Source organism: Enterobacter sp. RHBSTW-00593 (assembly GCF_013784105.1).
Classification (GTDB): domain Bacteria; phylum Pseudomonadota; class Gammaproteobacteria; order Enterobacterales; family Enterobacteriaceae; genus Enterobacter; species Enterobacter ludwigii.
Map to the genome: position 1 here is coordinate 2,214,908 of NZ_CP056393.1, position 18,084 is coordinate 2,232,991.

The 18,084-nt window shown below is 60.7% G+C and carries 1 protein-coding gene; it reads left to right on the forward strand.

Translation table 11 applies throughout. The annotated features are described in order from the left end of the window. Positions 1-73 precede the first annotated feature (73 nt). Positions 74-18,079, forward strand: coding sequence for an Ig-like domain-containing protein (locus HV242_RS10515; RefSeq protein ID WP_181616925.1), 18,006 nt, complete (start codon positions 74-76; stop codon positions 18,077-18,079). Positions 18,080-18,084 lie beyond the last annotated feature (5 nt).

The following is an 18,084-nucleotide window of genomic DNA, read 5'->3' on the forward strand; positions in this document are numbered from 1 at the left end:
TTTTTCCCAGGGATAGCTACATCCATTTGGTGGACATATCCACAGGAATCCGGACACCTGCAAGGAGAGGAAAATGAGTAACGTAAAAATTGTTGATGTCATCATTCGCAAAACGGCCGAGAAAACGAAATTAACCGGTGAGGGTAATTTGTCGGTTTCTATTTCTTCGCCAAGTGTGATTGAAATTCAGGGTTCTGCTCAGGATGTTGTGCGTTATGTTCGCCAGGGTAAAGACCTGCTTATTTATATGAAAGACGGCAGCGTTATTCGCTGCAATAACTATTTTGTTGAAGATCCACAGACCCATAATCAATCAGAACTGGTCTTCAACGATCAGCAGGAACTGACGCATATTTCTTTTGCCGATGCCGGGGAAGCGTCTGGCGTTGCTGTTACCGAGTTAACCGCGCAGGCTACGCCGGTTGCCAGCATTGAGCCTTTCCTTGAGCAGGGAAGCGTTCTCAATGACGCGCCATGGGGATGGATTGCAGGCGCTGCGTTGGGCGGCGGTGCCATTGGCGCACTGCTGGCGCACGGGGGTGACGGCGAAACCAAAACCAAAGTCATCGACAACACCAAAGATGTTGAAAGCGCGACGCCGACCTTTTTGCTGACGGACAACGCGGGTGATAAGCAGGGTGTGCTGAGTGGAAAAGCGATCACGGACGACAACACCCCAACCTTTAGCGGTACCGGGCAGCCGGGCGCGACCATTCAGGTTAAAGACAGCAGCGGAAGCACCATTGCCAGCACCATGGTCGGGAAAGAGGGTACCTGGACCGTAAAACTCCCGACTCAGGCTGACGGCGAACATACCTGGTCTGTCGTGCAAATCGACGGGAGCAAAACGACGCAGGCGGGCAGCATTACCGTCACAATCTCTACCGCTGACGCCAGCATCACGCTGGGGACAACGGCCGGTGACAACGTGATCAATGCCAGCGAACACTCCGCTGGCTTTACGCTGTCCGGCACCAGCAAAAATCTGGCGCAGGGAACCGGGCTTACCGTCACGCTGAACGGCAAAACCTACACGGCGGAAGTGGGGGCCGGCGGCGCATGGAGCGTGAACGTGCCTGCCGCGGATGCGCAGGCGCTGGGTGACGGCACCTGGACGGTGAACGTCAGCGGTAAAGACGCCGCGGGCAATACCGTGAGCGGCAGCCAGACGATAGGTGTGGATACCAACGCGCCAGCGCTTTCTGTTGATACGATTGCGCAGGACAACGTCATCAACGCGGCTGAGCACAACCAGGCGCTGACGCTCACCGGTAAAACCGATGCGGAAGCCGGCCAGATTGTGACGGTAACGCTCAACGGGAAAAATCATACCGCCACGGTGGGGAGCAACGGCACGTGGTCCGTTACGCTTCCCGCCAGCGAGGTGCAATCGCTGGCGAATGGCGACCATACGCTAACGGTGAACGTCAGCGATAAAGCGGGGAACGGATCTTCCACGACCGTCGATTTCACCGTGGATACCGCCGCCCCGGTCGTGACGATTAACACCGTTGCTGACGACAATATCCTCAATACCAGCGAGCAGGGCCAGGCGCAGATTATTTCCGGTACGGCGAGCGGCGCTGCAGCAGGGGATGTCGTGAGCGTAACCGTTGGCGGTCAGACCTTCACCGGTGTGGTGCAGGCGGACGGCAGCTGGAGCGTGGGTGTGCCTGCGTCTGTGGTGGGCTTGCTGGGAGAAGGCAACCACAACATTACGGTTTCCGTTACCGATGCCGCGGGCAATACCGGCAGCGCCACACACGGCATTACGCTGAGCGGTAACCCACCGGAATTTACCGTTCATGCCATCAGCCAGGATAACGTTCTCAATGCTCAGGAGGCTATGCAGCCGCTGAGTCTGACCGGCACCAGCACGCTGCCAGACGGCAGCGCCATCACCGTGACGCTGAACAACGTCAATTATCAAACCGTTGTCGAGAACGGGAGCTGGTCAGTTCAGGTACCGGTTTCCGACGTCCTGCAACTGGCGAACACGCTGTACACCGTCAGCGTCAGCGGTACCGACAGCGTGGGCAACAGCGGCTCAGCGGAGGCCACACTGCTGGTTGATGCCGTGTTGCCACAGGTGGTCATCAATACCTTTGCCGGCGACAACCGGGTGAATAACGCCGAAGTGGCCGCCGATCAAACGATCAGCGGTCGTGTCACGGGTGCAGCGGCAGGGGATACGGTGTCTGTTTCCGTTGGCGGCAAGCATTACAGCGCCACCGTGGGTAGCGATCTGACCTGGAACCTCACTATCCCGTCTGCGGATCTCAGGGCATTCGGCGACGGCGACCTGACCATTACCGCGTCAGTCACCAACAGCCACGGCAATACGGGCAGCGGCGAGCGCGATATCAATATCAACGCGGCGCTGCCGGGTCTGCGCGTCAACACCCTTTCCGGTGATGACGTGATCAATGCCATTGAGCAGCATCAGGATCTTACCGTGACCGGCTCCAGCAGCCATCTGGCCGCAGGCACGCAGATCACCGTCACCATCAATAACGTCGACTATGTCACCGTGGTCAACGCCACCGGTGGCTGGCAGATTGGTGTCCCGGCGAGCGACCTCCAGTCCTGGACGCCGGGCCATATCGCGGTGCACGTCAGTGCAGAAGATGCGTGGGGCAATGCCGTTGCCGCTGAACATCCGATCGAACTCGACCTGAACGCCGTGGCGGTGACTGTTGATGTCATCTCCGGTGATGACCGGCTGAACGCGGCGGAAAAAGGCAGCGATCTCACGCTCTCTGGCCAGACGCAGGGCGTGGAAGCCGGGCAGACTGTGGTGGTGAAATTCGCCGATCGGACCTATACCGCGCAGGTACAGCAGGATGGCTCCTGGAGCCTGACCGTACCGGCCAGCGCCATGGAAACGTTGATTGACGGCCGCGCGCAGGTGAGCGTCAGCGTGACGAACGTTAACGGCAACAGCGCCGATGCGTCGCGCGTGGTGACGGCCGATACGCTGCCTCCGGACATCACGATCAATAATCTGACCGATGACAACATCATCAGTGCTGCCGAAGCGCAGCAGGATATCGTGTTAAGCGGTAGCAGCACGGCGGAAGCGGGCCAGACGGTCACCGTCGCGCTGAACGGTAAAACCTACCAGACCACCGTTCAACATGACGGTAGCTGGCAACTGACAGTACCTGCTGCGGACGTCGGCGCACTGGCCGATGGCACCGTCACGGTAACGGCAACCGTGAGCGATGTGGCAGGTAACAGCAGCAGCACGGATCGCGTCGGGCTGGTGGATGCCACCGTACCGCAGGTGACCATTAACGATTTTGTCACCGATACCAATACCATAAACCAGCTTGCCCATACCCAGGCGCAGGTCCTCAGCGGCTCCGTGACCGGAGCGGCAGCGGGTGATTGGGTCACGGTGACCATCAATAACGTGGATTACACCACCGTGGTGGATGCGGCGGGCAACTGGAGCCTCGGCCTGCCTGCGTCTGTGGTACAGGGCCTGGCGGACGGAACCTGGACGATAACGGTCTCTGTGACCGATCAATCTGGCAACACCGGCAGCAGCACGCTGGAGGTGGTGGTTAATACCGTGACGCCGCAGATAGGTATTCACACTCTGGCGGCGGACGACGTGATTAACGCCACCGAAAAAGGCGAAAATCTGCTGCTTTCCGGGACCAGCAACCAGCCAGAAGGCACCTCGATCACCGTGGCCCTGAATGGCATTCACTACACCGCCATTACGGATGCCAGCGGTAACTGGCGTGTTACCGTACCGGCCTCCGCAGTAAGCGCGCTGGGCGAGGCGCACTATACGGTGACGGCGAGCGTCACGGACAGTGTGGGTAACAGCGCGTCGGCCACGCACGATGTGCTGGTAGACAGCTCGCTGCCGGTGGTCACGCTCAACACGCTGGCGGGCGATAACATCATCAACGCGGCGGAACTGGCGGCAGGCCAGACCCTGACGGGGAAAGTCGCCAACGCGGCGGCAGGCGACATTGTCACCCTTACCCTGGGCGGCCAGACGTATACCGTTGCGGTGCAGGACGATCTTACCTGGAGCCTGCCGTTAACCCAGAGCCAGTTAACCGCGCTCGGTAACGGTGAGTTGACGGTTACGGCCAGCGTGACGAATGCGCACGGAAACACCGGTTCTGCCGCGCTGGACTTCACCATCGACGCCCAGTTGCCTGGTCTGCGTATTGATACCGTGGCGGGCGACGATGTTATCAATATCATCGAGCACGGGCAGAACCTGATTGTTTCCGGTACCAGCACCGATCTTGCAGCGGGCAGCACCGTTACCGTGACCATTAACAACATTGAGTACGTCGCCACGGTCCTGGCCGACGGAACCTGGAAAGCGGCTGTGCCTGCGGCGGATGTCAGCCAGTGGGCGGACGGTCCTCTCGACATTACAGCCCGCGCACAGGATGCTTCCGCCAACCCGGTGAATATCGGGACCGTGGTGGATGTCGATCTCGCCCCGGTCGCGATAAGCGTTAACAGCGTGACCCCTGATAACGTGCTGAATGCGGCGGAGAAGGGACACGATCTGGCGCTCTCCGGCACCACGTCTGGGGTCGAAGCCGGTCAGACGGTGACGGTCACCTTTGGCGGCAAAAGCTACACCACCACCGTGGATGCGAATGGCAACTGGGCTTACACCGTTCCGGCTGCGGATGTAAGCGGCCTGAAAGAGGGCGATGCCCGCGTTCAGGTGAGCGTGAGCAACGTGAATGGCAACCCGGCGTCTTCGTCACACGAATTCAGCGTCGATACCACTGCGCCGACGGTCACCATCAATACGGTCAGTCACGACAACATGCTCAATGCGGCAGAGGCGGCACAGGATCTCACCCTGAGCGGCACCTCGACTGCCGAAGCGGGGCAGACGGTCACGGTGACCTTTAATGGCAATCAATACACCGCACAGGTACAGGCTGACGGCAGCTGGACGCTTGACGTGCCGGCAGCCGATCTGGCCGGTATCACCGACGGCACTGCCGTCGTTACGGCGGCCGTGTCGGATAAAGCCGGTAACCCGGCCAGCACGGATGCGTCTGTGCTGGTGGACACTACCGTGCCGCAGATCACCTTCAACACCGTTGCCGGTGATGACATTCTGAATATTGCTGAACACGATCAGGCGCTGATCGTTTCTGGCACAGTCACCGGGGCACAGGCAGGCGACGTGATCACCGTGACGCTGAACGGTAAAAATTACAGCGCAATGCTGGACGCGTCCGGCAACTGGAGTATGGGTATTCCGGCGGCTGACGCGGGCGCGCTGGGCAATGGCGACCATACGATGTCTGCGACCCTCACCGACAAAGCGGGCAACAGCACCACGCAGACGCATGAGATTGCGGTTTCCCTGACCGCACCGGTTATCGCTATCAATACCGTTGCGGGCGATGATGTGATCAATGCCATCGAGAAAGGCGAAGATCTGCAACTCTCCGGCACCAGCAACCAGCCGGACGGCACCACGATCGTCGTGACCCTGAATGGCATTAACTACACGGCCACGACTGACGCCAGTGGCAACTGGAGCGTGACGGTACCGGCAGCAAACGTCTCGGCGCTGGGCGAAGCGAACTACACCGTTACCGCGAGCGTGACCGATACCGCAGGCAACAGCGCGAGCACCAGCCATCAGGCACTTGTCGACAGTGCGCTACCGGTGGTGACCATTAACGCTGTCGCCATTGATGATGTCATCAATGCGGCGGAAGTGACTGCGGGACAGACCCTGAGCGGAAAAGTCAGCGGTGCCGCAATCGGTGACACTGTCACGATTTCAATGGGGGGCAACACCTGGACCGCCACCGTCGAGGATGATCTGAGCTGGTCGGTCAATGTGCCGCCTGAAGTCTTAAAGGCCATTGGCAACGGCGATTTGACCGTGACGGCAAGCGTCACTAACGGTCACGGCAATACCGGCTCCGGCAGCCGCGACATCACCATTGATGCCAACCTGCCGGGTCTGCGGGTCGATACCGTGGCGGGCGACGATGTGATTAACAGCATCGAGCATGGTCAAAACCTGATTATTAGCGGCTCCAGTGATGGGCTGAAAACCGGCTCTGCGTTGACGGTGACCGTCAATGGTAAAACCTATGCGGCGACGGTTCTGGCCGACGGAACCTGGACGGCAGCGATCCCGGCCGCCGACGTCAGCGCGCTGAACGCAGGCAAGGTGACGGTAACCGTTGAGGGTCAGAGCACCGCAGGAAACCCGGTGACGATCGCGCATGACGTCACGGTCGATCTGGCCGCGGTGGCGATCAGCGTCAACGCGATTGCCACCGACGACGTGATCAACGCGGCGGAAAAAGGCACTGATCTGGTCCTGTCGGGTACCACCACCCATGTCGAAGCTAACCAGACCGTGTATATCACCTTCGGCGGCAAGTCTTACACCGCGACCGTGGATGCCAGCGGTAACTGGACCGCTACCGTGCCTTCTGCTGATTTAGGCAGCCTGAAGGAGGGCGATGCCAGCGTGCAGGTGAGCGTCACCAACGTGAACGGCAACAGCGCGTCAGCGGGCCGTGAATACAGCGTGGATACGACCGCGCCGACGGTCATTATCGACATTGTCAGCGACAACAACATCATTAATGCGTCTGAAGCGCAGCAGGATTTGGTGGTTAACGGCATCACGAACGCGGAAGCGGGTCAGACCGTGACCGTTACGCTGAACGGCAAGGATTACACCACCACCGTGCAGGCGGATGGCAGCTGGAGCCTGAGCGTACCGTCAACCGACCTGAGCGGCATTATCGACGGAAACTACACCATCACCGCGGCGGTATCCGACAAAGCGGGTAACCCGGCCTCGGTGGATCGTGACGTGCTGGTGGATACCACGGTGCCGCAGTTGACCATTCACACCGTTTCGGATGACGACGTCATCAACAGCGTTGAGCACGCGCAGGCGTTGATTGTCACCGGGTCTGTCACCGGCGCGGCAGCGGGTGATGTGGTCACCGTCAGCATCAATAATAAATCTTACACCGCCACGCTGGATGCTGCGGGCAACTGGAGCGTGGGAGTGCCTGCGGCCGACGTCAATGCTCTGGCCGCCGGGGATCACACCATCACCGCGACCCTGACCGATAAAGCGGGCAACAGCAACAGTGCGACGCACGACGTGGCCGTCAACCTTACCGCTCCGGTGCTGACCATTGACACCGTTTCAGACGACGATGTCATCAATAGCACCGAGAAAACGCAGGATCTCACCCTCACCGGCACCGCGTCAGGTCTGGCGGCGGGCGCGATCGTCACCGTGATGCTGAACGGCAAAGCCTACAGCGCGACGGTGGATGATAACGGGCTGTGGACGGCTACCGTTCCGGCGGATCAGGTCGGCGCACTGGGTGAAGCGATCTACACCCTCACCGCGTCTGCAACCGATGCTGTTGGCAACAGTACCAGCGTGACTCACACCGTGAACGTGGAGTCTGTCCTGCCGGGTGTCACCATCAACACCGTGGCTGGCGACGATATTATCAATACCGCGGAGCTGGCGACCGGCCAGACTCTCAGCGGTACCGTGGTGAACGCCGAAGCGGGCAACACCGTCACCGTGACCCTCGGCGGTAACACCCTGACCGCAACGGTGCAGGATGACCTGACCTGGTCCGTCAACGTACCGGAGTCCGTATTAACCGCACTGGGTAACGGCGAACTGACCGTCACCGCCAGCGTGACTAACGGCGTGGGCAACAGCGGCTCCGGCGAGCGCGATATCACCATCGACGCCAGCCTGCCGGGCCTGCGTGTGGATACCGTGGCGGGTGACGATGTGATCAACAGCATCGAGCATGGTCAGAACCTGATCGTGACCGGCACCAGCGAAGGACTGGCGACAGGAACCGCACTGACCGTAACGGTAAATAATAAAACCTATCCGGCCACCGTGCTGGCTGACGGCACCTGGAGTGCGGCTATTCCGGCGGCCGATGTTGGCGCGCTGGCGGCAGGCACGGTAGCGGTCACCGTTGAGGGGCAGAACAGCGCCGGTACGCCGGTGTCCATTACCCACAATGTGACGGTGGACCTTGCGGCGGTCGCCATCGGGATTGACGCCATTGCCACGGATGATGTGATTAACGCGGCTGAGAAGGGCGCGGACCTGGTGCTCTCTGGCACCACCTCCAACGTGGAGGAGAATCAGACCGTTAGCATCCTCTTCGGCGGTAAAACCTATACGGCGTCGGTGGATGCTGACGGCAAATGGACGGCGACGGTGCCGTCTGCAGACCTGGCCGGCCTGAAAGAGGGCGATGCCAGCGTGCAGGTGAGCGTCACCAACGTCAACGGCAACAGCGCGTCTGCGGGTCGCGAGTACAGCGTGGACACCACCGCGCCGTCCGTAACGATTAACACCCTGGCGGCTGACGACATCCTGAATGCGACCGAAGCGAAAGCTGACCTGACGGTGTCCGGTACCAGCACCGCCGAAGCGGGCCAGACGGTCACCGTGAGCCTGAACGGGAAGCACTACACCACCACCGTGGGGGCAGACGGCAACTGGACGCTGGACGTTCCGGCAGCCGACCTGGCTGCGCTCACGGACGGCAGCGTGACCGTGACGGCCGCCGTCAGTGACAAGGCGGGTAACCCGGCCTCGGTGGCTCACAACCTGGCTGTCGACGTGACGGTGCCGGTCGTGACCATCAACACCGTGGCGGGCGACGACGTGATTAACGTGGCTGAGCATGCGCAGGCACAGATCGTCAGCGGCTCCGCCACTGGTGCGGCGGCGGGCGATAAAGTCACCGTGACCGTTGGCGGCCAGACCTACACCACCGTGCTGGACGCCGCGGGTAACTGGAGCGTGGGCGTTCCGGCGAACGTGATTTCTGGCCTCAGCGACGGCACCGTGACGGTCAGCGTCAGCGTCACCGATGCCGCGGGCAATACCGGATCCGGCACCCATAACGTGACCGTCGATACCGGGCTGCCTTCCGTGGGCTTCGATACCCTCAGCGGCGACAACGTGCTGAACGCGGTGGAGAAAGGTCAGGATCTGAGCGTCAGCGGTACCAGCGCTAACCTTGCGGAAGGCACCCTGGTCACCGTGACCCTGAACGGCAAACAGTACACCGCAACAACCGCGGCGGACGGCGGCTGGAGCCTGACGGTACCGGCAGCGGATCTGGCCGCGCTGGGTGAGGCGAACTACACCCTGAGCGCAACCGCGACGAACACCGTGGGGAACAGCGTCAGCAATACGGCGAACCTGCAGGTCGATACCGCGATGCCGACCGTCATCATCAACACCGTGGCCGGTGACAACGTCATCAATGCGGCGGAAGTGGCTGCCGGGCAAACCCTGAGCGGTACCGTGGCCCACGCGGAAGCGGGCAATACCGTCACCGTTACGATGGGCGGTAACAGCTGGACGGCGACGGTGCAGGATGACCTGACCTGGTCCGTCAACGTGCCTTCAGAGGTGCTGACAGCGCTGGGTAACGGCGGACTGAGCGTGACGGCCACCGTCACCAACGGGCACGGCAATACCGGTTCCAGCGAACGCGATATCACCATTGACGCCAGCCTGCCGGGCCTGCGTGTCGATACCGTGGCAGGTGACGATGTGATTAACAGCATCGAGCATGGTCAGAACCTGATTGTCAGCGGCTCCAGCGATGGGCTGGCAGCGGGCACGGCACTGACCGTCACCGTGAACGGCAAAACCTATGCGGCGTCCGTACTGGCGGACGGGACCTGGAACGCAGCCGTGCCGGCCGCAGACGCCAGCGCGTGGCCGGAAGGCACTGTGAAAATTACCGTTACCGGCGATAGCCCGACGGGCAACCCGATGACCATCAGCCACGACGTGACGGTGGATCTGGCGACCGTGGCGATCAGCATTAACGCCATCGCTACCGATGACGTGATTAACGCGGCGGAAAAAGGGACCGATCTGGTGCTGTCAGGTGCGACCACCAACGTGGAAGCCGGACAGACCGTCACCCTCGCCATGGGCGGTAAAATCTATACCACCACTGTCGATGCCAGTGGTAACTGGACTTATACCGTACCGTCTGCCGACCTGACCGGTCTGAAAGAGGGCGATGCCAGCGTGCAGGTGAGCGTCACCAACGTCAACGGCAACAGCGCGTCTGCGGGCCGCGAGTACAGCGTGGACACCACCGCGCCGTCCGTAACGATTAACACCCTGGCGGCTGACGACATCCTGAATGCGACCGAAGCGAAAGCTGACCTGACGGTGTCCGGTACCAGCACCGCCGAAGCGGGCCAGACGGTCACCGTGAGCCTGAACGGGAAGCACTACACCACCACCGTGGGGGCAGACGGCAACTGGACGCTGGACGTTCCGGCAGCCGACCTGGCTGCGCTCACGGACGGCAGCGTGACCGTGACGGCCGCCGTCAGTGACAAGGCGGGTAACCCGGCCTCGGTGGCTCACAACCTGGCTGTCGACGTGACGGTGCCGGTCGTGACCATCAACACCGTGGCGGGCGACGACGTGATTAACGTGGCTGAGCATGCGCAGGCACAGATCGTCAGCGGCTCTGCCACCGGCGCGGCGGCGGGCGATAAAGTCACCGTGACCCTTGGCAGCCAGACCTACACCACCGTGCTGGACGCCGCGGGCAACTGGAGCGTGGGCGTTCCGGCGAACGTGATTTCCGCGCTGCAGGATGGCACCGTGACGGTCAGCGTCAGCGTCACCGATGCCGCGGGCAATACCGGATCCGGCACCCATAACGTGGCCGTCGATACCGGACTGCCTTCCGTGGGCTTCAGTACCCTGAGCGGCGACAATGTGCTGAACGCGGTGGAGAAAGGTCAGGATCTGAGCGTCAGCGGTACCAGCGCCAACCTTGCGGAAGGTACCCTGGTCACCGTGACCCTGAACGGCAAACAGTACACCGCAACAACCGCGGCGGACGGCGGCTGGAGCCTGACGGTACCGGCAGCGGATCTGACCGCGCTGGGTGAGGCGAACTACACCCTGAGCGCAACCGCGACGAACACCGTGGGGAACAGCGTCAGCAATACGGCGAACCTGCAGGTCGACACCGCGCTGCCGACCGTCACCATCAACACCGTGGCCGGTGACAACGTCATCAATGCAGCGGAAGTGGCGGCAGGCCAGACGATCGGCGGGAAAGTGGTGAACGCCGAAGCGGGTAACACCGTGACGGTCTCTGTCGGTGGCAATACCTACACCACAACGGTACAGAGCGATCTGAGCTGGTCGGTTGACGTCCCGCAGTCCGTGCTGACCGCGCTGGGTAATGGCGACCTGACCGTCACCGCAACGGTTACCAACGGGCACGGCAATACCGGTTCCGGCGAGCGTGATATCTCCATCGATGCCAGCCTGCCGGGGCTGCGTGTCGATACCGTGGCAGGCGACGATGTGATCAACAGCATTGAGCATGGTCAGAACCTGATTGTCAGCGGCTCCAGCGATGGGCTGGCAGCGGGGACCATGCTTACGGTAACGGTGAACGGCAAAACCTATGCGGCGTCCGTACTGGCTGACGGGACCTGGAACGCGGCTATTCCGGCGACGGATGTAAGCGCGCTGCCGGCAGGAACGGTAACCGTTACCGTTGCAGGCCAAAGCACCACGGGCAATCCGGTGACCATCAGCCATGACGTCACTGTTGATCTGGCGGCCGTCGCCATCAGCATTGATACCATTGCCGTTGACGATGTGATTAACGCGGCGGAGAAAGGGGCAGATCTGCTGCTTTCCGGCACCACCAGCAACGTGGAAGCCAACCAGACCGTCAGCATCACCTTTGGCGGCAAGCACTACACGGCCACCGTTGATGCCAGCGGTAACTGGACGGCGACGGTACCGTCTGCTGACCTGGCCGGTCTGAAAGAGGGCGATGCCAGCGTACAGGTGAGCGTCACCAACGTGAACGGCAACAGCGCCTCAGCAGGGCGCGAATACAGCGTCGATGCGACCGCGCCTGGCGTGACAATTGATACAGTTGCCGGCGACAATGTGATCAACGCCAGCGAAGCGTCTGCAGGTGTGGCCATCACCGGCACCACCACGGCAGAAGCGGGTCAGACGGTCACCGTAACGCTCGGCGATAAGCAGTACACCGCGCAGGTTCAGGCAGGCGGCACGTGGAGTGTGAATGTGCCCGGGGCCGACCTGACTGCGATGGCCGACAACGGCTACACCGTACAGGTTAGCGTGAGCGATGCGGCCGGTAACCCAGGCAGTGCGGCTAAAGCCATTACCCTTGACACCACGCCACCGGTTATCAGCTTTAACGCGGTCGCCGTTGATGATGTGATCAACAGCGTGGAGCATGCGCAGGCGCAGATCGTCAGCGGTAGTGCAATCGGTGCAAACGTCGGCGACAGGCTGGTGATTACCGTCGGGTCTCATCAGTACACGACAACCGTGGATGCGAGCGGCAACTGGAGTGTGGGCGTACCGGCCAGCGTCATTTCCTCGCTGGCTGACGGCACCGCGACCCTCAGTGCAACCATTACCGACAGTGCGGGCAACAGCAGCACGAAGACCCATGATGTGGTGGTCAACACGGCCTCGGTGGCGCTGACCGTGAATACCATTGCCGGCGACGACGTGATCAACGCGGCAGAAGCAGGCTCCTCACTGGTGATTAACGGCTCGAGCGCGCAGTTTGCCAGCGGGACGCAGGTCACGGTAACCCTGAACGGTAAAAGCTACACCGCCACCATTCAGAGTGACGGCTCCTGGACGACTACCGTGCCGGCTGCTGATGTGGGCGCACTGACCGATGGCGGACATTATCCTGTCTCCGTTGCTGCCCAGGACAGCGCGGGCAACAGCGCGTCGGCAACGCACAGCATCAGCGTGGATACCACCGCGCCGGTGATCGGTGTGAATACGCTCTCTGGCGACGACGTGTTAAATGCAGCAGAAGCACAGCAGCCGCTGACCGTGCACGGTTCTACCAGCGCGGAAGCCGGGCAGACCGTTACCGTAAAGTTGGGGGGGAAAACCTACAGCGCAACGGTGGCGAGCGATGGTACGTGGACGCTGGATGTGCCGGCCGCCGACCTGGCGGCCCTGAATGAAGGGGCGCTGACGCTGACCGCTTCAGTCAACGATAAAGCGGGTAACAGCGGACAGACCACTCACACCCTGACGGTGGATACCGTGGCGCCAACCGTAACCATCGGCACTGTGGCGGATGACGATATTGTCAATAACGCTGAGCAGCTGGCAGGCCAGACCATCAGCGGCACCACCACGGCGGAACAGGGCCAGAGGGTGACGGTTTCCTTCAACGATCACAACTATCAGGCGACCGTGGGGGCGGACGGCTCATGGTCGGTCTTTGTGCCGGGGCATGATTTCCTCGGCCTGAGCGACGGGAATTACACCCTAACGGCGACGGTGAACGATAAGGCCGGTAACCCGGGCAGCGCGACGCACGACGTGACGCTGAACGGTGATGTTCCGACCATAACTATCCATACCTTTGCGCAGGACGATATCGTCAGCGCCGCTGAACATGGTATCCCTCTGGTGGTCAGTGGTACCACCGACGCGCCTGCGGGCCAGACGGTGACCATCACCCTGAACGGCAAAACCTACACCACAACCGTTCAGGCTGACGGTAGCTGGAACTACACCGTAGGCAGTGCAGACGTGACCGCGCTGGCAGACGGAGGATCGTATGTGATCCATGCCCAGGTGAGTAACACCATCGGTAACACTGCCAGCGACGATCACACCGTGACCGTGGATCTGACCGCGCCGTCAATGGGGATCAGTATCGACGCCCTGCAAAACGATACCGGGCTGAGCGCGAGTGATTTCATCACCAACGACAGCCAGATTATTGTTAACGGTTCATTGACCGCGCAGCTCGGCAATAACGAGAAAGCGCAGATCAGCGTGGACGGCGGGGCGAGCTGGATTGACCTGGCCGTCACGGGCACCACCTGGCGCTACACCGATGGCCGCACCCTGACGGACGGTACGTATCAGTACCAGGTCCGCGTGATTGATAACGCGGGTAACGTAGGGGCAACGGACAGCCAGAACGTGGTGGTGGATCTCACCGCGCCTGCGGCGACGACCATTACGATCGATTCCGTCAGTCAGGATACCGGTTTGTCTGGCAGCGACTTTATCACCAGCGATAACCATATCAGCCTGAAAGGGACGCTCGGTGCGGCGCTGGGGAGTGGCGATCACGCGCAGATCAGCCTCGACGGCGGCGTAACCTGGACGGATGTCAGCGTCAGCGGACTGAGCTGGACCTGGGTTGATACCCGCACGCTGGCGGACGGCGATTATAACTATCAGCTTCGCGTGATTGACGATGCGGGCAATATCAGCGCCACCACCAGCCAGGTGGTCACCATTGATACCGTGGCACCCGATGCCAGTAAAACCATCGCCATTGACAGCATCAGCGATGACACTGGCCTGAGCAGCAGCGACTTTATCACCCATGATACCTCGCTGACGCTGCATGGCTCGCTCGGCGCGACGCTGGCTGACGGCGAATATGCGCAAATCAGCATCGACGGTGGCGTGACCTGGCAGAACGTGATTGTCACCGGCAACAGCTGGTACTACGTGGACGGCCGCACGTTGGGTAATGCCACTTATGACTATTATGTGCGCGTGGTGGATGCCGCAGGTAACGTGGGATCCAGTGCCCATCAGCAGGTGACTGTCGATACGGTCGCCCCGGATGCGGCGATTACGGTGACCGTGGATAACATCACCGTGGATACCGGCTTTGACAACAACGACTTCCTGACCAGTTCAACGTCATACACCCTGAACGGGACGCTGGGGGCGCAACCCGGTGCGGGCGAGTATGTTCAGGTCAGTATGGATGGCGCCACCACTTGGGTTAACGCGACGGTGAATGGCACACAGTGGAGCTATAACGACACGCGTACCCTGTCCGACGGTAGCTACAACTATCAGGTGCGGGTGGTCGATCTGGCCGGTAACGTCGGGGCTACCACGTCGCAGACGGTCACGGTTGATACCCATGCGCCTCAGTACGGCATCACCATTGACAGCATCAGTGAAGATACCGGGCAGTCCGGCACTGATTTCATCACCATGGACACCACGCTTACGCTCAACGGCTCGCTTGGCAGCGCGCTGGCCAATGATGAACGCGTGCAGATTAGCCTGGACGGCGGGAATACCTGGACAGATGCAACGGTAACCAACCAGCGCTGGAGCTACACCGATACCCGCGATCTGGCTGACGGTGATTACACCTACCAGGTGCGGATTATCGACCAGGCGGGCAACGTGGGCTCAACCTCATCGCAGGTGGTGACGGTGGATACCACGCCGCCAACCACCGTGGGAACCGTGGTGAGCTATACCGATGACGAAGGTGAGCGTCTGGGCTCCTTTGGCAGCGCGATGGCGACGGATGACAGCTCGCCGCTGATCAACGGAACGCTGAACCGCGCGCCGGATGACGGTGAGATTGTGCAGCTTTATCGTGACGGGATCCTGCTGGGCCAGGTCACGATGAACGGTAGCGCAAGCTGGTCCTTCCAGGATAACGGCCTGAGCGATGGCAATCATACGTATATCCTGCGGGTAACCGATAAAGCCGGTAACTATACGGAATCGGACGGGTTTGTACTGAACGTCGATACCAGTATCCCGACCACCACGGCGGCAATTACCGCGCAGACAACATCGGATACCACGCCGATTGTCAGCGGAACGGTCTCCGCGGATCTGGTGAACGGCGAGTACCTGGTGGTGAATGTGAACGGTAAAACCTACACGTCGCAGACGGGCGGCGCGGTGGTGGTCGACCCGGATCACAACACCTGGTATCTGCAGATCCCGGACAGCGATGCACTGAGCGTTGCCAGCTATAACGTAACGGCACAGGTGAAGAGCAGCGCGGGTAACGGCAATACCACCGGGACGGCGAGCGGCAGCCTGGTGATTGACACCACCACGGTGAATACCAGCTGGGCCACCACGGCGGGTAACAGCGATAACTCGACCATGACCGTCGGCATGAACAGCAGCGGCCTGTGGAATATCATTGCTAACGGACAGTCCTATTCCAGCAGTGATGATTCAACCTACGCGGCGAACGCGCTAACCAATACGCGTGGCTTCCCTGCCGTAAGCCAGACCGCCGCCGATTTCGACCGTAACGGCACGCAGGACATCTTTGCGACTGAAACCACCTACGGCGGGTCTACACAGGTGATGTGGACCTACGATGGCAGCACTTACAACGCCAGCCAACTGGGTATGGGAACCACTATCTGGTACGGCGGTGTCATTGCCTACGATAAAACCGGTGACGGGTATCTGGACCTTGCGTATGGCGATGCCGGTGCGGACTCCATTACCTACCTTATTAACAACAAAGGGGTGCTCACGCCGGATGGGAGCTATGGCGGCGCCGGGTTCTGGGGACAATTCACCACCATGCGTGAAATCTCCGGCGTTGACCTGAATAACGACGGCACCGTGGATGTGGTTCAGCACACCAACCGCAGCGGCGCGTACTCGCTTACCGTGATTAACAACAACGGTAACGGGACGTTATCCCTCGGTCAGAACCTGACTAACGTGTTTGTGGCAAACGTGGCGAATACCACCACGGCGGCGTCGATGACGTGGGCGGATTTCAACGGCGATGGCTACATGGATCTGTACCTGGGCAGCAGCTACAACAACAACGGCGGGGTGATCTACTACAACGACGGTACCGGGAAACTGTCCACCACCAAGAGCGCGGTTGAGGCCTCTAACGCGTCAGCAGGGTATCTGTCGGTGGCGGTGGACTGGAACGCTGACGGCCAGATGGACGTCATCAAGCTCAGTACCTACAGCGGAGCGCAGACCGCAACCCTGTTTACCAACAACGGTTACGGTTCAAGCTGGACATCAAGTCAGCTGGCTTCCGGACTGGCGAACGTCACCGGTGTGGCCGCCGTGGATTACAACTGGGACGGCGCGCAGGATCTGCTGGTGTCGCAGCAGAACGGCAAAGTGGTGCTGGTGCAAAACAGCAAAACCGTTGCGGACGGCACGGCGATGCATCTGCACATTGTCGACAGTGAGGGTATCAACGCCTACTACGGTAATACGGTCAATCTGTATAACGCGGCGGGCGTACTGGTGGCCTCGCAGATCATCAACGCCCAGTCCGGTATCGGTTCGAACGATACCTCTGCACTGGTGAGTTTCTACGGTCTGGATCCGAATGAAACTTACTCGGCCGAGATCCTGAAAATCACCAATGGCGTGTCGGATAACGTCACCTGGAGCGGTCTGGAAGCCGGCAACGGCAAAGAGGGCTACGTCCTCACTGCCGAAGCAGCAACCGGAGGGCACAGCGGGACGCTTACCGGTACCGGGTATAACGATACCTTTATCGCCGAGGACGGCACGTATACCTATAACGGTTCCGGCGGCTGGACGACCCACTCGGATCACGACACCTGGAGTAACACCGGGGGGATGGACGTGGTGGACTACCGCAATGCGACGTCCGGCGTGACCGTCGATCTGCGTCTTTCTACCGCGCAGGACACCGGGTTTGGTACCTCACGCCTGCTGAACATTGAGGGCATTAACGGCTCGGACTTTGATGATGTCATTACCGGCAACAGCGGTAACAACCAGTTCGAAGGCCGTGGCGGTAACGACACGTTCAATATTGGCAGCGGCGGTCACGATACGCTGCTCTACACGTTGATCAACGCCTCCAATGCCACAGGCGGTAACGGCAGTGATGTGGTGAACGGCTTTACGGTAGGCACCTGGGAAGGCACGGCGGATACGGACCGTATTGACCTGCGCGATCTGCTTTCAGGCAGCGGCTACACCGGTACGGGCTCAGCGAGCTATGTGAACGGGGTCGCCACGCTGGACGGCAGTGCGGGGAATATCACCGATTACATCCGCGTGGTGCAGAACGGCAGCAATACCGAAATCCAGGTTGACCTGGACGGTAGCGGCGGTCAGTTCTCACCCACAACGCTGGTCACGCTGAACGGCGTGCAGACCGATCTGGCTACGCTGCTGGCAAATCATCAACTGTTAATTGCGTAAAACTA

Bases quoted from the DNA above. Each gene is read 5' to 3' on its own strand.
- HV242_RS10515 (WP_181616925.1), top strand. From the start codon at position 74: ATGAGTAACGTAAAAATTGTTGATGTCATCATTCGCAAAACGGCCGAG.